Source organism: Streptomyces sp. NPDC002076 (genome assembly GCF_053593835.1).
In genome coordinates this window covers 46,930-65,354 of the sequence record NZ_JBSFDI010000020.1, presented here as the reverse complement: position 1 = coordinate 65,354, position 18,425 = coordinate 46,930, and the positions used below count along the sequence as shown (strand labels likewise).

The window sequence follows — 18,425 nt, the reverse complement described above, 5'->3', positions numbered from 1 at the left end:
GGGGTCCAGTCTGGCCCACCTCACGGATTCCTGTGCTGGTGGCATGTGCCCCGCGCTGCCGGACCGCCGTCTAGGTACGCCGCTCCCCCTCCAACGGCGGGGCCGTGACGCACCCGTGTACATGGCACTCGGGGTGTCGGCACTCCGGAGCCGGGCGGCGGACCAGGGCGAAGGCCAGGAGCGAGCCGGCCACCAGCACCCCAGCGCAGATCGGCATCGCGCGATCGAACGCCGCGTCGAACGCCGTGGGCGACCGGTACGCCTCCGGGCCCATCCCCGCGAGCAGCGGCAGCGCGGCGACCGCGATCAGGCCCGCCGCCCTGGCCGCCGCGTTGTTGATGCCGCTGGCCAGGCCGGCCCGGGCGGTGTCCACGGAGGCTAGGACGGTCGCCGTCAAGGGGGCTACGAGGGTCACCATGCCCGCGCCCATGACCAGCAGGGCCGGCAGCACGTCCGTCAGATAGTCGGCGCCCTTCCCCACCCGCAGCATCAGCAGCATGGCCGCCGCGCAGAGCAGCGGGCCGACCGTCAGCGGCAGGCGCGGGCCCGTGCGGTCCGCCAGGGCGCCCGAGTGGGCGGAGAACAGAAGCATCAGGGCCGTGGTCGGCAGCAGGGCCGTACCGGCTTGCAGGGGTGAGTAGCCCGAGACCACCTGCAGTTGGAGCGCGGTGAGGAAGAAGAAGCCGCCGAAGGCCGCGTACACGCACAGGGTGACCAGATTGACCGCCGTGAACTGGCGTGAGGCGAAGATGTCCGGCGGGAGCATCGGGTCCGGGCGGTGCCGCTCCACCTGTACGAAGGCCACCGCCGCGACCACACCGGCCACCCCGGTCAGCGTCACCACCAGGGAGCCCGCCTTCGCCTCGATCAGCGCGTACGTCAGCAGGGCCAGGGCCAGGGCGCCCAGTGCCGCGCCGAGGACGTCGAAGCGGGCGTGCTTGCCGGCGTCCCTCGACTCGGGGACGTGCCGCAGGGCCACCGGTACGCACAGCAGGGCCAGCGGGACGTTCAGCAGGAACACCCAGCGCCAGCCGGGGCCGGCCACCAGCCAGCCGCCGAGGAACGGTCCGACCGCCGCGCCGATCCCGCCGAAACCGGACCAGAGGCCGACAGCCCGGCTGCGGTCGTCGCGGTGAAAGGACGACTGGATGATCGCCAGGGAGCCGGGGGTCAGGAGCGCGCCGCCGATGCCCTGCAGGGCCCGCGCGGCGATCAGCATGACCGGGTTCGGCGCCAGGCCGCACAGCAGCGACGCCACCGCGAACCACACCACGCCCAGCACGAAGATCTTCCGCCGGCCGTAGTGGTCGCCCAGCGAGCCGCCCAGCAGGATCAGCCCGGCCAGCGTGACCATGTACGCGTTGACCGTCCATTGCAGGGCGGCCAGGCTCGCGCCCAGGTCCTGGCCGATGCGCGGAAGCGCCACGTTGACGACGGTCGAGTCCAGCAGCGCCATGCTGGAGCCGAGGACCGTGGTGAGCAGGATCCACTTGCCCTGGGGCGAGGCCAGCCGGACGTCGGGCATGCCCCAGGTATACAGCGGCCCGGCGGCCGAGAACAGCCGCCGGGCGCGCCGCGGGAGAGCGGACGTACCGCTTACTTGATCTTGTTGCCCGCCGAGCGCAGGTTCTGCGTGGCCTCGACGACACGCGCGGCCATGCTCGCCTCGGCCAGCTTGCCCCAGGTGCGCGGGTCGTAGGCCTTCTTGTTGCCGACCTCGCCGTCGACCTTCAGGACGCCGTCGTAGTTCTGGAACATGTGCGCGGCGACCGGACGGGTGAAGGCGTACTGGGTGTCCGTGTCGAGGTTCATCTTCACGACGCCGTTGTCCAGCGCGGTCAGGATCTCCTGCTCGGTGGAGCCGGAGCCGCCGTGGAACACGAAGTCGAAGGGGGACGCCTTGCCGAACTTGGCGGCGACGCCGTCGTTCAGCTCCTTCAGCAGGTCGGGGCGGAGCACGACGTTGCCCGGCTTGTACACGCCGTGGACGTTGCCGAAGGAGGCGGCGAGCAGGTAGCGGCCCTTCTCGCCCAGGCCGAGGGCCTCGGCGGTGCGGATCGCGTCCTCGACCGTGGTGTACAGGGAGTCGTTGATCTCGTGGGAGACGCCGTCCTCCTCGCCGCCGGTCGGGGTGATCTCGACCTCAAGGATGATCTTGGCGGCGCGGGTGCGCTCCAGCAGCTCCTGGGCGATCTCCAGGTTGTCGGCCAGGGTCTCGGCGGAGCCGTCCCACATGTGGGACTGGAACAGCGGGTTCCGGCCGGCCTTCACGCGCTCCTCGGAGATCGCGATCAGCGGACGTACGTACCCGTCGAGCTTGTCCTTCGGGCAGTGGTCGGTGTGCAGCGCGATGTTGACCGGGTACTTCTCGGCGAGGATGTGCGCGTACTCGGCGAGCGCGACCGCGCCGGTGACCATGTCCTTGCTGTACTGGCCGCCGAGGAACTCGGCACCACCGGTCGAGATCTGGACGATGCCGTCGCTCTCCGCCTCCGCGAAGCCGCGCAGCGCCGCGTTCAGGGTCTGGCTCGAGGTGACGTTGATGGCCGGGTAGGCGAACTTGCCTGCCTTCGCCCGGTCGAGCATCTCGTTGTAGACCTCGGGGGTTGCGATGGGCATCTGTCCGCTCCTTGTGTTGCGGGTTGGGGTTGTGCGTTACGGCCCTGACCTAGACCTGAGGGTTTCGACGCCGTCGTCGTCCCCATCTTTCCAGACATGGACCGATGGTCCATGCGCCGGTCAAGTCCAGGTCAATCCGCGTCGTCAGTCCAGACCCAGTTCATCCTTCGAGAAGGCGAACCGGTACGGAACGCCCGCGCCGGCCTCGATCTTCTCGGCGGCGCCGGTCGCGCGGTCCACGATGGTCGCTACGGCGACGACCTCGGCACCAGCCTCGCGCACGGCCTCGACGGCGGTGAGCGGGGAGCCGCCGGTGGTGGAGGTGTCCTCCACGACCAGCACCCGGCGGCCCTTGATGTCCGGGCCCTCGACGCGCCGCTGCATCCCGTGCGCCTTCGCCGCCTTCCGTACGACGAACGCGTCCAGCCGCTGCCCGCGCGCGGCGGCGGCGTGCAGCATGGCGGCCGCCACCGGGTCGGCACCCATGGTCAGGCCGCCCACCGCGTCGAACTCCAGGTCGGCCGTCAGGTCCAGGAGCACCTGGCCGACCAGCGGGGCGGCCTCGCCGTCGAGGGTGATGCGGCGCAGGTCGACGTAGTAGTCGGCCTCAAGACCCGAGGAGAGGGTCACCTTGCCGTGCACCACGGCCTTGTCCTTGATCTGCTGCAGCAGCGCGCCACGTACGTCCGTCATGCCGACCAGCTTAAAGGCGCCGCCAGCTCCAGGTCGTCGTCGCCTCCAGCGGCTCCAGCGGGGTGACCAGGCGCGGGAGGGTGTTCAGGCCGTTGGGCGGGCCGGTCTGCGGCTCCACGCACACGGCCTCGGCCTGCTCGTCGTAGAGGACCACCCACTCCTCGCGGCTGGTCACCTTCAGCTCCAGCTGCCCCGGCCAGGTGAGGGTGACGTCGACGCCGCCGGGCATGCCGAAGCAGTCGTCCCAGGGGCCGGGCCTGGGGTCGATCCGGTTGCCGGTGGGCAGATGGTCGTCCCCGCGCTCCTCCTGCCAGGCGGGCTTGAAGTCGACCGTCACGTCTTCGCGCCCGAGGTTCCGGTTGAACCAGGGGTGCCAGCCGATCTGCGCCGGGAAGGAGTCGTCCCGCGCCTCCACCGACATCGTCAGCGTCAGGCCGTCCTCGGCGAGCGTGACGACATGGGTGACGCGGCCGGGGTGCGGCCAGGGGTCGACCAGGTCGTACGTGATCACCGCCTCGTTCTCCGCGACGCGCGCGGTGCGCCAGGCGCCGTCGCGGGTGGTGCCGTGGATGGCGTGGGGCGGGGAGTTGAGCGGCATCTGGCGGACGGTGCCGCCGTCCAGGAAGCGGCCGTCGCGGGTACGGCCGCACCAGGGCACCATGGGGAAGCAGCCGTAGCGGGGCCCTTGCCTCAGCAGTTCCAGGGCGTTGACCTTGAGGCTGCTGATACGGCCGCCGTTGCTGGGGCTGAGGCGTACTTCCGCGTTGCCTGCGGTCAGCGTGATGTCTTCGTTACTCACGGGAAGACAGTACTTGGGGAAGATCGGGGTTCATCGCGCTCAGCGGCGTTTGCGCAGTGCCCTGCTCACGACGATCGCCGACGCCACCACCAGGGCCGCCGCCGGCGCCGCCCAGCGCAGTGCCGATGTCGCCGTGACCGTCTGGGGTGCCGGAACCGGTGCATAACGGCCCCGGGGCGGCGCGTGGTCGACCTCCTCCGCGCTGCGGCCGATCATCGTGCGGCGGGCGTGAGCGGCCTCGGCGGGGGGCTCGCCGGTGTCGGCGAAGTCCTCGGCGAGGCGGTCGGCCGCCGGGTCCAGGGACGGTGGCGGGACCTCGGTCTCGAAGACCGAGGTGTGCTCGGCCTCGGGCTCCGGCGCCTGTTCCTCCCCCTCCTCCGAGGCCACCGGGGGCTCCACCGTCGCCAGGTTCTCCACGAAACGGTTCAGCAGGCGGGTCGCCGCCGCGTGCACCGCGTCCGGTGGCAGCTCCGCGATACGGCCGTCCGCGTTCGCCGTACCCTCGACCGTGACCGTCGTACCGCCCTCGGCCTCCGCGAGGCGCAGGGTGAGGGCGAGTTTCACGGCGCCGGTGCCGCGGGCCTCGGTGGCGTCGGCCTCGACGGCGTACGTGCCGTCGTCGTGGGCGACCACCCGGGCCGTACCCCGGTAGGTGACGGAGTGTCCCTGGACGCGGAGCTTCAGGCGTCCGGTGACGGGTTCGGCACCGGCGTCCTGTTGCAGGCCGGGGATCGCGCGGGCGATGCGCGCGGGGTCGGCGAGGGCGGCTCTGAGCGGTTCGAGCCCGACCGGGACGAAGACCTGGTGCTCCATGTCCGGTGAGCCTACCCAGCTGTGACCGGAATTCACCCTCACCTGACCGGCTCGTCAGTACCGCGGATGCACCAGCGTCGACGCGGGCAGCCCGCCGATCCGGGTCCGTTCCACCGCCCGCGCGTCCGCCGTCAGGTCCGTCTGCGTCAGGGTGTGCGGCGGCCCGCTGGTCAGTCGCAGCGGTGGTGGAGTGGATGCCGGTCTCGCCAGCAGGAACCCCCAGTCGTGCGGGGCGCCGGACGCGCCCGCCGAGCGGTCGGGGCCGGCCGGGAAGCCGGTGTCGTGGCCGAGGACGCGGTAGGAGGAGACGGCGAAGCCGGCGGCGCGCAGGGTCGCGGCGACCGTCCAGAAGACACGGGGGCGGGTGGTGACGGACCCGGCGTGGACGACGAGCCGGCCGCCGGGGGCGAGGACGCGGCGGGCCAGACCGTAGAACTCCTGGGAGTACAGCTTGGTGCTGGCGGTGATGCAGGGGTCGGGGAGGTCGGCGATCACCACGTCGTACCGGGAGGGGGGCGCGCCGCGCAGCCAGCCGAGGGCGTCGGCGGTGGTGGTGTGGACGCGGGGGTCGGCGTAGACGTGCTGGTTGGCGGCGGCGAGGCCGGGGTCGTGGCGGGCCAGGCGGAGCAGACCCGCGTCGAGTTCTACGACGTCGACGCGGCGCACTCCGCCGTGCCGCAGCGCCTCGCGGGCGGCCAGGCCGTCGCCGCCGCCGAGGATCAGCACGCGCGCGTGCGGGCCGCCGGACAGGGCCGGGTGGACGAGGGCCTCGTGGTAGCGGCGTTCGTCCCGGCCGCCGACGCGGAGCCGGCCGTCCAGGAAGAGGTCGAGGGGCTTGCCGTCGGTGCCGCCGGCGAGGACGACCTCCTGGACGTCGGTCTGTTCGGCGACCCGGACGTCCGTGCCGTAGACGGCGTGCCGGGCGGCGCGTTCGAACTCGTCGGCGAGGGCCGCCGCGGAGGCGAGAACGCCGAGAACGGCGAGGCCGACGAGGAGCAGGGTCCAGCGGGCCCGGCGGGTCAGATCGCGGCGGAAGAGGCCGAGGACCAGGGCGCCGCCGGCCACGACGTTGACCGTGCCGGTGAGCAGCGCGCCCGTCAACTGACCCAGGACGGGCAGGAGAAGGAAGGGGAAGGCGAGGCCGCCGACCAGCGCGCCGACGTAGTCCGCCGCGAACAGGTCGGCCACCGCGCCGCCCGCGTCCTGGTGGCGGATGCGCTGGATCAGCTCCATCAGCAGCGGGACCTCGGCGCCGATGAGCAGGCCGATGGCGAGGGAGAAGGCGACCAGCAGGCAGCGCGGTCCCTCGGCCCACATCCCGCCCCAGCCGCCGGTCCAGGCGAAGACGGCGTACAGCGCCATCGCGCTGCACCCGCCGACCAGCGCGAGGACGGTCTCGATCGCGCCGAACCCGGCTGCCGCGTGCCAGCGCAGCCGCTTGGCGGCGAGGGAGCCGACGCCCATCGCGAACACCATCACGGACAGCACGACGGAGGCCTGGGTGACCGAGTCGCCCATCAAGTACGAGGCGAACGCGACGAGTTCCAGCTCGTACACGAGTCCGCAGGCGGCGCAGACGAAGACGCACACGAGGACCAGGAACCGCCCGGTGCCGGGCCGGACGGGCAGCCGGGCGGGGGCTGTCCAGGGCGGCGGGCAGCCCGGGGGCGCGGGGGCGTGCGGTTCGATCACTCTGCGACGTTACGTCACACGCGCGGCACGCTTCGTCACCCACACGTGTGGATCTGGGGGCAGTTGAGGTCTGGTGGGTTTATCTGCGCGCGGGCGTATTCAGCTCAGCTGTGCGGTCGGCACCCGCACGCCGACCCGGGTCCGGGTGGCCACGAGCTGCCCGTCCTGCGGGTAGGCGTGCCAGGTGCGCCAGTGCACCTGGCCCTCGTGGCGCTGGGCCAGCATCGCGGTGAAGGCGTGCGGGCTGCCCGGGAAGACGCCGGCGAGGCCCTGCGGATGGTCGGAGACCAGGGCCAGCAACTCCTGCGCGCGGCCGGCGAACGAGCCGGGGGTGAGCACCTCGACGCGCGCGGCGAACTCGTACTCCCAGTCGCCGACGCGCTTGGCGACGCCGAGCGGCAGCGGGGTGCTGGAGCCCGGGATGCAGGCGACGGTCTCCGAACAGCGGCCGCGCTCCTCGTCCAGCAGCACCTGGTGGGACGCGCCGAGCAGTCTCAACTGGAGCTTGGCTCCGGTGAGTTCGAGGTCGAGGGTGGCCAGGGCCGGCAGCGGCTCGCGTCCCAGGGCCCAGGCTAGGTCGGCAGCGCGCGTATCGGTGTAGGAGGTGTTCAGGGTCGTGAGCATGGATCGGCTCCGCTAGCACGCGATGAGGGCGAGATCGGCCATGTCAGCCCAGCCGGCTCGGCCGGGTTGGGGAGTCTCAGGGACGTCCGAGGGGCTGCGTTGGCGATTTAGAGGGAATCATGAACAGAGGCGCCCCCACAGTGTTTTTACCCAACTTCGCCGGGTTTCCATCCATCAGAGGGCTCCTTTGCTCAACTGTTCAACCATGGCGCACGCCTGGCGCGGCAACCGAACGGCGAGCGCGGGGCGCGGAGACGTCAACGACGGACGCGGGGCGCGGGACACGTGCACGGCTGGCGTGGAGACGTCAACGACGGACGCCGGGCGCGGGACACGTGCACGGCTGGCGTGGAGACGGGAACGGCGGACGCCGGGCGCGGGACACATGAACAGCAAGCGCGGAGACGTCAACGACGGACGCCGGGCGCGGGACACGTGCACGGCTGGCGTGGAGACCTCAACGACGGACGCCGGGCGCGGGACACGTGCACGGCTGGCGTGGAGACCTCAACGGCGAGCACCGGAGCGCGGGACACGTGCACCACGGGCGTCGGGCAGCTGGTCTCGCCCGGCGGGCGCCTGGCCGCGGGAGACGTCAACTGCGGGCGCCGGGTGCAGGACACGTGTGTGCCACGGGCGCCGAGCAACTGGTTTCGCCCGGCGGGCGCCTGGCTGCGGGAGACGTCAACTGGGGCGCCCATCGGCTGTTTCAGTCGGCGGACACCGGACGCACGACACGTCAAAGGCGGATGCCGGGCGCCGAGACGGGCGCCGCGGGCGCCGGGCGGCTGGTTTCGCCCGGCGGGCGACCGGCACTGGAGACGTCAACGGCGGGCGCCCGTCGGCCGTTTCGGTCGGCGGGTGCTCGAGGGCGGGCCGGATGCGGTTCCCCCGGGAGCTCGGCTGCCCCGTGTCAGCTGCCTCCACCGCATCCGCCGCCGCACGACGAACCCCCGCCGCAGGACGAGCCGCCGCAGGAGGAGTGGCCCCCGCAGGAGTGACCGCCGTGGTGGCCCCCGTGGTGCCCGCCAGACGATCCGGAGTCGGCACTGCCCGCCCACCAGCTACGGCTGTCGTCGTACCCCGAGGACGAGGAAGAGGACGATGAGCGGTACGACCGCGACCTGCAGCGGCCGCCCTTGCCGAGCGACACCTTGCGCTGCCGGTTCCCGGTCCGCGCGCCCGCCAGCGCCGTGACGGTCACGAACGCGGCCACGACCAGGATGAAGATGATGCCCACGACCATGGCGTCACCCTCCTTTCGTTCCCCCGATGCGGCCCCCCGTGGGCCGCGGTGCCCGGCAGATGCCCGGCCGTCCCGGGGCGCAAAGCAGAGTTGAGGAACTTCTGAGAGTCAACACACGGAAAACACCCCTGACCTGCACAGACGGGCAGGTCAGGGGCCTTCGAGGTCTCACTGGGCCGTCTGTGGGCCGTGATCTTCCTCTCGGGCACGCTGCAAGGCGGCGACGTTCATCGACCGCCGCGGGTCTCGATATGGACCCTCGACAGCGCGAACAGGTGCGCAGCCCCGGTTACAGGTTTCTCTACCTCATCGAGCAAGACCAGGGGGCCACTCGTGCACATTGCGGGCAGGTCCAAAGCCTGCCCGAGTTGCCAACCAGCGTACGGCCCCCTGGTCATACTCGACCCCAGACCGGGCAGGCCACCGGCCAAACCCGCTCCGCCGCCCTACGCCTACTCGTGCACGAGCGCTGTCGCCTCACGCGCGGACGATCAAGGGAGCGCAATGGAGCGGAAATGCTAGGCCATCCGTCGTGCGTTTGCGTGTCGATCATCCCGAGTCAGGCATGTCCGAGACCACTGTGGCGCCGGAAAAGATCTGCTTGCTTCCCTGAAGGAGGGTCATGCGCTTGCGCGTCTTCAGATTTACGGCCGCTGCCGTTTTGGGCCTGGCGACTATGCTCGCCGGTACCGTGACAGCCCAGGCAAGCACCTCGCCCACCACTGACGGACATCCGCTGACGCGGATGGCGGCCGATGCGGGAGAAGTCCGAAGTGAGACGTCCGTGCGTCTCTGCCCGGACACGCACAATCCCAACCGGGCGTTCTGCCTTTCCAAGCGGCGTACTGATCTACCCGCGATTCGGGTCCTCAAACGGGGCCAGCAACCGCCAGGCTACGGGCCGAAGGATATTCGCAGCGCTTATGAACTAACTGGCAGACCGGACGAACACCGCGGCGGCGAAAGGCGGAGGACGGTCGCCATCACCATCGCCTTTCACGACCCGAAGCTGGAGAGTGATCTGGCCGTCTACCGCCGTCAGTTCCACCTGCCACTGTGCACCAAAGCAAACGGATGCCTGCGTGTGATCAACCAGCTCGGTGGGACCACGCCTCCTTCGGCCACCGACCCCGGCTGGGCTGGGGAAGAGTCCCTGGACGTGGACGCGGTCAGCGCGGCCTGCTCAGAGTGCAGGATCCTGGTGGTCGAAGCCGACAACAGCCAGACCGCCAACTTGCTCGCCGCGGTCGACCAGGCCGTTGCCCAAGGCGCGGAGTACATCTCCAACAGCTGGGGGGCTCCGGAGTCACCGGGCGAGGTGGCGTTGGACTATCACTTCCGCCATCCCGGCGTCGCCTTCTCCGTCAGCTCGGGCGACACAGGTGGCGTGACCCTCTGGCCTTCCGCCTCTCCCTACGTCACCTCGGTGGGCGGTACCAATCTGACACGCGCGGCCAATCGGCGGGGCTGGACCGAAAGCGCCTGGAGTGACGCCGGAAACGGTTGCTCTGCCTTCGAAGCCAAGCCGCCCTTCCAGCAGGACTCCTTCTGTCCCAACAACCGCACCACTGCCGATGTCTCCGCAGTCGCGGATCCTGCCACCGGCCTGGCCGTGTACTGCACCGGCGTCCCCGGGCCCGAGTGCAATGGCTGGGCGGTCTTCGGTGGCACCAGCCTCGCCGCTCCGCTGATCACGGCAATGTATGCCTTGGCCGGTCCACCCACCCCGGGTACCTTCCCCAACTCCTTCCCTTATGCGCGACCCAAGCACTTCCATGACATCGTCACCGGCTGCGCTGGCGTCTTCTGCGCGGTCCGGGGATACGACCCGCCCACCGGCATCGGCACTCCCAACGGCGTCCGTGGACTGCGAGCCCCTAGGTGGAACTAGCCAGGGCATCGCAGGCCGTGCGCCCGTTCACATCGCGGCTTGCGCTCCGACGCGCACATCGGCTCGCCTCATGGTGGCTCGAGTATGGTCCGATCAACGGATCCTGGAGCCATCGCAGTACTGCAGCGAAGTACAGCAACCACAGCGGCCGTCCATGTTCCGTCTCGCCTCACGTAGGCTCTCACGGGACCGCTACGACCGTCACTGACCGATCCGCATAGAGCTACGGATCAGAAGTTCCCCGTGCCACACCCGTGCCAGCTCCAGCGGGGAGCCACGGGGAACGGCGGTGACCGGCGGCTAGCTGACCCTCGGTCCACCCAAGTGGCTGAACTGAGTGCGCTCGGTACGACACCGGAGCACTGCCCGACGGCAGTGACGGCAACCGTGACGGCAACGACGACGGACGCCAGCGGCACCAGGCAGCCGTGGACGGCACCGGCAACATCGCATCAGGATCGCCCACCAAAGCGTGCCCGCATCTTCTAAGCGCTTGGCCGCAGGTTCGAGTCCTGCCGGGGGCGCAAGTCTCCGCCCTCCCGCTTGGGAGGGCTTTTTGCTGGTCAGGGTAGGTGTCACTGATCACGACGAAGCCCCGGACGTCCCCCCTCCGCCTCTGGGAGGTCGCCCGCGGCTTCCAGTCGCCGTTTGAGATCCGGCAGCTGTCCGTCGATGCACCGGGCGTAGGTCGCCAAGAGCACGGCAACGCTGTTCCCGGCCCACTCGGCCACTTGGGCGGGCGGGATGCCGTCGTTGAGCCACTTGGTCAGGCGCGTGTTGCGGTTGTCGTACACGCGCCGCCCGGTGGGCGACTCGAAGACGTGCGGGGGCAGTACGGCCTTACGGGCACTGCGCCACGCCGATCGAGGGGGCCCGGCAACGGGAACCACTAGCGGCCCCGGGGGTATCCCTGGGGCCGTCTGTGGGCCGTCCGGGGGCGACCGACGACGACAGATGCCGACAGCCGAGGACAGCCCTTCCCCTGGTGAGCGATGGTGGGCTGGGTATGGGCGCAGGCCCCCATCAGCGAAGCAGTGTTGAGGAACTCCAGAGCTTGGGCGCAGGATGGCCGCCATGACCTCCAGCGCACGCCCCCACCTCAATCGTCGGCTCGCCGAGTTCGGGACGACGATCTTCGCCGAGATGTCCGCGCTCGCCGTGGCGACCGGGTCGATCAACCTGGGCCAGGGTTTTCCCGACACCGACGGCCCGGAGGAGGTCAGGGAGGCGGCCGTACGGGCGCTGCGCGACGGCCGGGGCAACCAGTACCCGCCGGGGCCGGGCATCCCGGAGCTGCGCACCGCGATCGCCGCGCACCAGCTGCGCCGCTACGGGCTGAGCTACGACCCGGACACCGAGGTGCTGGTCACGGCGGGCGCGACGGAGGCGATCGCGGCCGCGCTGCTGGCGCTGGTGGAGCCCGGTGACGAGGTCGTGGCCCTGGAGCCGTACTACGACTCCTACGCGGCGAGCATCGCCATGGCGGGCGGCACGCGCGTACCGGTGACACTGCGGCCACACTTCGAGCAGGGGGCGTCCTTCCGCCTGGACCTGGACGAACTGCGCGCCGCCGTCACCGACCGCACCCGGCTGCTGCTCATCAACACCCCGCACAATCCGACCGGTACGGTCCTCACCCGCGCGGAGCTGGCCGCCATCGCCGAGCTGGCGGTCGAGCGGGACCTGCTGGTGGTCACGGACGAGGTGTACGAGCACCTGGTCTTCGGCGACACCGGGCATCTGCCGCTGGCGTCCTTCCCCGGGATGCGCGAGCGCACGGTCACGATCGGCTCGGCCGGCAAGACGTTCTCCTTCACCGGCTGGAAGGTCGGCTGGGTGACGGCCGCGCCGGAGCTGGTGACCGCGGTCCGCGCGGTGAAGCAGTTCCTGACGTACGTCTCCTCGGGCCCCTTCCAGTACGCGGTCGCCGAGGCGCTCACCCTGCCCGACTCCTACTTCGCGGAGTTCCGCCGGTCCATGCTCGCCCGCCGCGACATCCTCGCGCAGGGCCTGACGGAGGCGGGCTTCGAGGTCTTCGTCCCGGCCGGCACGTACTTCATCACCACCGACATCCGCCCCCTCGGCGAGAAGGACGGCTTCGCCTTCTGCCGCGCCCTGCCGGAGCGGGCCGGTGTCGTGGCCATCCCCAACGCCGTCTTCTACGACGACCGGGAGGCGGGGGCGCCGTTCGTGCGGTTCGCGTTCTGCAAGCGGGAGGAGGTGTTGCGGGAGGCGGCGCAGCGGCTGACCACGATGCGGCGAGCCTGAGGCGCGTCAGGGCCGCCGTGACGGCTGCCGGCCCACCGGCTGCGGACGGACGTGCTGTTCCGCGCGAGCATACGGCTGCGGCAGACCTTCAGCCGGAACTGGTGCGCGCCCAGGGCACCGGAGAACACGGGCATCGCGACCGCAGAGGCCGTCCGACAAAGGGCAGGCCGTGCCGGCACCCGCCGCGCGGGGGTGAGCCGGCGCCGGCAACGCGCTCGGCCTGGGGCTCGTGTCGGTGGTGTTCTTCGGCGGGATCGGCGACCGGCCGGCCCCGGCCCAGGCCGGCCCGCCTTCGTGCACTCCAGCACGCGCTGTGGCGGGTCGCCGGTATCACGGCCGGGGTCTTCCTGCTGATGTCCGCCCTGCCGCAGCGGCCGACCCGGCAGGTGGCGGGAGCCGACCCGGGAGCCGGCGCACTGAGCCGCGCCTGAACAGGGGCCGGCACCTGCGGGCTGGGGGCCGACGCCCGGCTGAGGGTGTCGTGGCCGGGCGCGAGGTGGATCGTGGCCGGGCGCGTGCGCGCGGCGCTGGGCGCGTGCCCGGCCGGTCGGCTGTCCGCCAGAGGCCGCCCCGTCGGTGTGCTGCCGTATCCGCCCGATCTGTGTGCTGCCGTATCCGCCCCATCGGTGTGCCGGCGTACTCGACACAGGTGAACCCACCCCGCACTCGGCGGCCACCTGCTCGCTTCGGCGGCCGAGCCCTTGCAGGGTGCTCAGATGTGACTCACGCCAGCACAACCCTCGCCCCGCCCGTAGCCGCGCGGAAGCCTGCGCAGCGCGACCGCACCCGGCCGTCCCTTGTGCGAGCGGGCGGGATCGCCGTGGGGCTCTTCATCGGCGTCCGACTCACCGGGGTGGCCGTGCTCGCCCTCGTCGCGCACATCGCCGGGCGGCATCCCCTGGCCGTGCTCGGGCGGTCCTGGGACTCCGTCTGGTACCTGGGCATCGCCGCCCACGGCTACGGTCACGACCTGCCCTCCCACGACCCGGGCCCGCACAGCGACCTCGCGTTCTTCCCGCTGTACCCGGCGCTGCTGCGGGCGGTGACCGCGCTGGCCCCGGTCGGTGGCGGCACCGCCGGGCTGCTGATCTCGTGGACCGCGGCCGCCGTTGCCGCCGCCGGGATGCACGCGGTCGGCTGCCGGCTGCACGGGCCGGCCACCGGTGTGGCGCTGGTGCTGCTGTGGGGGCTGCTGCCGCACGCGGTGGTGCTGTCGATGGCGTACACCGAGCCGGTGCTGACCGCGTTCGCGGCCTGGTCGCTGTACGCCCTGCTGGCCGGGAACTGGGTGTGGGCGGGCGCACTGGCCGCGGGCGCGGGGCTGGCCCGGCCGAACGGGTTCGCGGTGGCCGCCGCGGTGCTGGCCACGGCCGGTGCCGAGGTGTGGCGGCGCCGCGGCAAGGTTTCCCACAGGCTGTGGACGGGCGCGGGGCTCGCCCCGCTGGGCTGGACCGCGTATGTGCTGTGGGTCGGGCAGCGCAAGGGTGATCTGCTCGGCGGCTACTTCGAGGTGCAGCGGCGCTGGGGGTCGACGTTCGACTTCGGACACGGCGCGCTGCGGTTCCTGCGCGCGATGCTGCTGCATGGCAGCCAGTTCGTGTTCCCGATGGCGCTGGTCCTGGTCGCGGCGGCCACGGTGCTGTACGCGCTGCTGCTCCTCGACCGCGCTCCGCTGCCGCTGCTGGTGTTCAGCGGGCTGCTGCTGCTGATCGCGCTCGGCGGGTCGGGGTTCTTCGAGTCCAAGCCGCGGTTCCTGCTGCCGGCGTTCCCGCTGCTGCTGCCGCTGGCCCAGCCGCTGGCGCGGACGGCGAAAGCCCGGCCCTGGCACGCGACCGTACTGATCGCGACCCTGGCCGGGCTCAGCTATGTCTACGGCGCGTACCTCGTGGTGTACGCGCAGGCACCGCTGTAGGCGCCGGGACGGGGCCTACTCGCCGTCGTCCTCGGGGTTCTCGGGCTCGTCCGCCTCGTTGACCTCCTGTTCCAGACCGAGCTGCTCGACGAGCCACCGGTCGAACTCGATCGCGGCCCGCACCCAGCTCACGGTCGAGGAGACGAAGTGGTTGATGTCGACGCCCGTGCCGATCAGCATCTGGGCTTCGCCGATCAGCCGGACGGTGCCGTCGTCGTGGGTGTGGGTGTACACCTTGGGCCACAGGGTGCGGCGGTTCCAGTCGTCGACGGACTCCAGCAGCTGCGGCTTCTCGTCGATCTTGTGGGGGCGGTCGTAGAACGTCCGCACCGAGAAGACGGCCTGCTCGGCCTCCCCGCGGAACATGAAGTAGGTGCGGAACTGCTCCCACGGCGCCGCGAGGTCACCCTCCTCGTCGACGACGTACTTCAGCTCCATCTGGTCGAGGAGCTGCTTCACAAGATCCTGATCCGGGACGACGGGGCCCGCCGGTCCTTGGGGCTGCGGTTCGGGCTGGCCCCCGAAGTTCGGAATCGAGGACGGGTCGATGCTCACCGTGTATTTCCCTTCGTGCGGATTCCGCCATCCTCCCCCATGCGGGGAGGGGGGAGGCAAGCCCCGCCGCCCGCCTGTCCGCCTTTGGCTGACATGATTCCGGCTGCTGGGTCGGCAGGCCGTGAGCGGACGGGGGCACAGGTGGCGGGCCGGGGACGGACCAGATGGGGGATCGTCGCGGCGATCCTGGCGCTGCCTGCATTGATCATGGGCGGGCTGGCCGTGATGCTGGTGAGATCCGAGTCCTCGGACTACCCGCTGGGCGGGGGCCCGGAGAAGGTGCCGTGCGCGGAGGCGCTGGACTTCGGGGGGGCGCGGCTCCCGGACGGGGCGTTCGAGGACAGGTGCACGGTGCAGACCTGGCTCGACACCGACTACAGTGCCGAGTTCCACCTGCCCCGGGCACGGCTGTGGACGTGGTTGAGGCACACCTACCCGGCGGCTCCCGAGCCGGACACCGACCTCTGTTCGGACGGCGCGGACTTCTGCGTGAACATGGACAGCGAGAGCACCGTACCGCCCGGCATCGACGCGAACGCGGTGGAGATCGACGTGACGTACGAGGGCCCTCAGCAGGCCCTCGTACGGTTCACCGCGTTCACCGCGTGAGCGTCACAGCGTCTTCCCGGTCGCCGGCCCCACCAGCAGGCCCTCGCCGAACCGGTCGACGCGGACCGTGTCGCCGTCCTTGATCTCGCCGGCGAGGATCTCCTTGGCGAGGCGGTCGCCGATGGCGGTCTGCACGAGGCGGCGCAGCGGGCGGGCGCCGTAGGCCGGGTCAAGGCCCTCCTCCGCGAGCCAGGCCAGCGCCTGCGGGGTGACCTCCAGGGCGAGCCGGCGTTCGGCCAGGCGCCTGCCCAGGCGGTCGATCTGCAGCCGTGCGATCCGCTCCAGCTCGGGCTTGGTCAGCGCCGAGAAGACCACCAGGTCGTCCAGCCGGTTGAGGAACTCCGGCTTGAAGGAGGCCCGGACGGCCTCCAGGACCTGCTGCTTCTTCTCCTCCTCGCCGGTGACCGGGTCGACCAGGAACTGGCTGCCCAGGTTGGAGGTGAGCACCAGGATGGTGTTGCGGAAGTCGACCGTACGGCCCTGACCGTCCGTCAGGCGGCCGTCGTCCAGCACCTGGAGCAGGATGTCGAAGACCTCAGGGTGGGCCTTCTCCACCTCGTCCAGGAGCACGACGGAGTACGGGCGGCGGCGGACGGCCTCGGTGAGCTGGCCGCCCTCCTCGTAGCCGACGTACCCGGGAGGCGCGCCGACCAGGCGGGCCACGCTGTGCTTCTCGCCGTACTCCGACATGTCGATGCGGACCATGGCCCGCTCGTCGTCGAAGAGGAAGTCCGCGAGCGCCTTGGCGAGTTCGGTCTTGCCGACGCCGGTCGGGCCGAGGAAGAGGAAGGAGCCGGTGGGGCGGTCGGGGTCGGCGATGCCCGCGCGCGAGCGCCGTACGGCGTCGCTGACCGCGCGTACGGCCTCGGTCTGGCCGATGAGCCGCTTGCCCAGCTCGTCCTCCATGCGCAGCAGCTTCTGCGTCTCGCCCTCCAGCAGGCGGCCGGCCGGGATGCCGGTCCAGGCGGCGACGACGTCGGCGATGTCGTCGGAGCCGACCTCCTCCTTGACCATCGTGTCCCTGGCGGCCTCCTCCTCGGCCTCGGAGGCGGCCTCCAGCTCCTTCTCCAGCTGCGGGATCTCGCCGTACAGCAGCTTGGCGGCGGTGTCGAAGTCGCCGTCGCGCTGGGCGCGTTCGGCCTGGCCGCGCAGATCGTCCAGGCGCTCCTTCAGCTCACCGACCCGGTTGAGGGACTGCTTCTCCTTCTCCCAGCGGGCGGTCAGGCCGCGCAGCTCCTCCTCCTTGTCGGCGAGGTCGCGGCGCAGCTTCTCCAGGCGGGCGACGGAGGCCGGGTCGGTCTCCTTGGCGATCGCCAGCTCCTCCATCTTCAACCGGTCCACGGCGCGCTGGAGTTCGTCGATCTCGACGGGGGACGAGTCGATCTCCATGCGCAGGCGCGAGGCGGCCTCGTCGACGAGGTCGATGGCCTTGTCGGGGAGGAAGCGGGAGGTGATGTAGCGGTCGGAGAGGGTGGCGGCGGCCACCAGCGCGCTGTCGGCGATCTGCACCTTGTGGTGGGCCTCGTACCGGCCCTTGAGACCGCGCAGGATCGCGATGGTGTCCTCGACGGTCGGCTCGGCGACCAGCACCTGCTGGAAGCGCCGCTCCAGCGCCGGGTCCTTCTCGATCCGCTCCCGGTACTCGTCCAGGGTGGTGGCGCCGACCATGCGCAGCTCGCCGCGGGCCAGCATGGGCTTGAGCATGTTGCCCGCGTCCATGGCGGAGTCGCCGCCGGCACCGGCGCCGACGACGGTGTGCAGCTCGTCGATGAAGGTGATGATCTGCCCGTCGGAGTCCTTGATCTCGGCGAGGACGGCCTTCAGCCGCTCCTCGAACTCGCCGCGGTACTTGGCGCCGGCCACCATCGCCCCGAGGTCGAGCGCGACGAGCCGCTTGTCCTTCAGCGACGAGGGCACGTCACCCTTGACGATCCGCTGGGCGAGCCCCTCGACCACGGCGGTCTTGCCGACGCCCGGCTCACCGATGAGCACGGGGTTGTTCTTCGTACGGCGGCTCAGCACCTGCACGACCCGCCGGATCTCCTGGTCCCGCCCGATGACCGGGTCGAGCCGGCCCTCGCGGGCGGCGGCGGTGAAGTCGGTGCCGAACTTCTCCAGGGCCTTGTACTGGCCCTCGGGGTCGGCGGTGGTCACGCGGCGTCCTCCCCTGGCCTTCTTGAAGGCCTCCAGCAGCTTCTTCGCGTCCGCACCCTGCTGCTCCAGCAGTTCGCCGGCCCGGCCGCCCTTGGCGGCGATCCCGATCAGCAGATGCTCGGTCGAGAGGTACTCGTCGCCGAGCTCCTTGGCGCGCTCACCGGCGTCGGCGAGCACGGCCAGCAGCTCGCGGTTGGGCTGCGGCGGCGCGACGGTGGACCCGGTCACGCTGGGCAGCGCGGCCAGCAGCTTCTCCGCACCGGCGCGTACGGCGGCCTGGTCCGCCTCGACGGCCGCGAGCAGGTCGGTGATGTTCTCGTTGTCCTGCCCGGCGAGCAGCGCCAGCAGCAGGTGGGCAGGCGTGAGGTCCGGGTGCCCCTCGGTCACGGCCCGGTTGCTGGCCGTGTTGATCGCGTCCCGGCTCCTGTTGGTCAGCTCGGCGTCCACGTCGTCCGTTCTCCTCTTCGGCCACACTTTCCAGTGCTGACTTGACCAGCGTACACAAAGTTGAGTCTATTCCGCTCAAGTAGCGCCGGAAAGCCCTGCGCGG

The 18,425-nt window shown here is 71.2% G+C and carries 15 protein-coding genes; 4 read left to right on the top strand and 11 right to left on the bottom strand.

Features of this window, described 5'->3' with window-relative positions; all coding sequences use genetic code 11:
• Positions 1–70: 70 nt before the first annotated feature.
• The 8 genes from ACWCQS_RS33845 to ACWCQS_RS33810 form a co-directional block, all read right to left on the bottom strand.
• Positions 71–1,525: an MFS transporter gene (locus tag ACWCQS_RS33845; protein WP_451008000.1), complete on the bottom strand. Its 1,455-nt coding sequence runs from the start codon at positions 1,523–1,525 to the stop codon at positions 71–73.
• Positions 1,526–1,596: 71 nt separating this feature from the next.
• Positions 1,597–2,619, bottom strand: coding sequence for a class II fructose-bisphosphate aldolase (gene fbaA / locus ACWCQS_RS33840; RefSeq protein ID WP_451007999.1), 1,023 nt, complete (start codon positions 2,617–2,619; stop codon positions 1,597–1,599).
• Between the two features lie 144 nt (positions 2,620–2,763).
• A complete protein-coding gene (gene pyrE / locus ACWCQS_RS33835) occupies positions 2,764–3,312 on the bottom strand; it encodes an orotate phosphoribosyltransferase (RefSeq protein ID WP_451007998.1) in 549 nt (182 codons plus the stop codon).
• A 10-nt stretch (positions 3,313–3,322) separates the two neighbouring features.
• The gene (locus ACWCQS_RS33830) at positions 3,323–4,111 is read right to left on the bottom strand and encodes an aldose epimerase family protein (RefSeq protein ID WP_451007997.1); all 789 of its coding nucleotides are present in this window, start codon (positions 4,109–4,111) and stop codon (positions 3,323–3,325) included.
• Positions 4,112–4,150: 39 nt separating this feature from the next.
• Positions 4,151–4,924, bottom strand: coding sequence for an SRPBCC domain-containing protein (locus ACWCQS_RS33825; RefSeq protein ID WP_451007996.1), 774 nt, complete (start codon positions 4,922–4,924; stop codon positions 4,151–4,153).
• Positions 4,925–4,978: 54 nt separating this feature from the next.
• Positions 4,979–6,616 (bottom strand): polyamine aminopropyltransferase, encoded by a 1,638-nt coding sequence (locus ACWCQS_RS33820; protein ID WP_451007995.1) that lies wholly within the window; start codon positions 6,614–6,616, stop codon positions 4,979–4,981.
• Between the two features lie 99 nt (positions 6,617–6,715).
• Complete coding sequence (locus tag ACWCQS_RS33815) at positions 6,716–7,240, bottom strand: DUF2617 family protein (protein WP_451007994.1); 525 nt, start codon at positions 7,238–7,240, stop codon at positions 6,716–6,718.
• Between the two features lie 913 nt (positions 7,241–8,153).
• On the bottom strand, positions 8,154–8,486 hold the full coding sequence (locus ACWCQS_RS33810) for a hypothetical protein (RefSeq protein WP_451007993.1): 333 nt from the start codon (positions 8,484–8,486) through the stop codon (positions 8,154–8,156).
• Positions 8,487–9,108: 622 nt separating this feature from the next.
• Between ACWCQS_RS33810 and ACWCQS_RS33805 the strand changes: the two genes are divergently transcribed.
• A complete protein-coding gene (locus ACWCQS_RS33805) occupies positions 9,109–10,377 on the top strand; it encodes a S53 family peptidase (RefSeq protein WP_451007992.1) in 1,269 nt (422 codons plus the stop codon).
• 575 nt (positions 10,378–10,952) lie between these two features.
• Here ACWCQS_RS33805 and ACWCQS_RS33800 read toward each other — a convergent pair.
• Entirely contained in the window at positions 10,953–11,171 is a 219-nt protein-coding gene (locus ACWCQS_RS33800) for a hypothetical protein (protein WP_451007991.1), read from the bottom strand.
• Positions 11,172–11,442: 271 nt separating this feature from the next.
• Between ACWCQS_RS33800 and ACWCQS_RS33795 the strand changes: the two genes are divergently transcribed.
• Both ACWCQS_RS33795 and ACWCQS_RS33790 read left to right on the top strand, forming a co-directional pair.
• Entirely contained in the window at positions 11,443–12,645 is a 1,203-nt protein-coding gene (locus tag ACWCQS_RS33795; RefSeq protein ID WP_451007990.1) for a pyridoxal phosphate-dependent aminotransferase, read from the top strand.
• Positions 12,646–13,363: 718 nt separating this feature from the next.
• Positions 13,364–14,557, top strand: coding sequence for a hypothetical protein (locus ACWCQS_RS33790; RefSeq protein WP_451007989.1), 1,194 nt, complete (start codon positions 13,364–13,366; stop codon positions 14,555–14,557).
• Positions 14,558–14,572: 15 nt separating this feature from the next.
• Here ACWCQS_RS33790 and ACWCQS_RS33785 read toward each other — a convergent pair whose 3' ends face one another.
• Positions 14,573–15,112, bottom strand: coding sequence for a type III secretion system chaperone family protein (locus ACWCQS_RS33785; RefSeq protein ID WP_365723782.1), 540 nt, complete (start codon positions 15,110–15,112; stop codon positions 14,573–14,575).
• Between the two features lie 225 nt (positions 15,113–15,337).
• On the opposite strand from ACWCQS_RS33785, the gene ACWCQS_RS33780 reads away from it, so the two are divergent.
• Positions 15,338–15,721 (top strand): hypothetical protein, encoded by a 384-nt coding sequence (locus ACWCQS_RS33780; protein ID WP_451007988.1) that lies wholly within the window; start codon positions 15,338–15,340, stop codon positions 15,719–15,721.
• Between the two features lie 3 nt (positions 15,722–15,724).
• Here ACWCQS_RS33780 and clpB read toward each other — a convergent pair whose 3' ends face one another.
• Entirely contained in the window at positions 15,725–18,322 is a 2,598-nt protein-coding gene (gene clpB / locus ACWCQS_RS33775) for an ATP-dependent chaperone ClpB (protein WP_451007987.1), read from the bottom strand.
• Positions 18,323–18,425 lie beyond the last annotated feature (103 nt).

Coding starts and splice junctions, on each gene's coding strand:
- ACWCQS_RS33805 (WP_451007992.1), top strand. CDS start 9,109: ATGCGCTTGCGCGTCTTCAGATTTACGGCCGCTGCCGTTTTGGGCCTG.
- fbaA (WP_451007999.1), bottom strand. CDS start 2,619: ATGCCCATCGCAACCCCCGAGGTCTACAACGAGATGCTCGACCGGGCG.
- ACWCQS_RS33780 (WP_451007988.1), top strand. CDS start 15,338: ATGCTGGTGAGATCCGAGTCCTCGGACTACCCGCTGGGCGGGGGCCCG.
- pyrE (WP_451007998.1), bottom strand. CDS start 3,312: ATGACGGACGTACGTGGCGCGCTGCTGCAGCAGATCAAGGACAAGGCC.
- ACWCQS_RS33825 (WP_451007996.1), bottom strand. CDS start 4,924: ATGGAGCACCAGGTCTTCGTCCCGGTCGGGCTCGAACCGCTCAGAGCC.
- ACWCQS_RS33845 (WP_451008000.1), bottom strand. CDS start 1,525: ATGCCCGACGTCCGGCTGGCCTCGCCCCAGGGCAAGTGGATCCTGCTC.
- ACWCQS_RS33795 (WP_451007990.1), top strand. CDS start 11,443: ATGGCCGCCATGACCTCCAGCGCACGCCCCCACCTCAATCGTCGGCTC.
- ACWCQS_RS33815 (WP_451007994.1), bottom strand. CDS start 7,240: ATGCTCACGACCCTGAACACCTCCTACACCGATACGCGCGCTGCCGAC.
- ACWCQS_RS33810 (WP_451007993.1), bottom strand. CDS start 8,486: ATGGTCGTGGGCATCATCTTCATCCTGGTCGTGGCCGCGTTCGTGACC.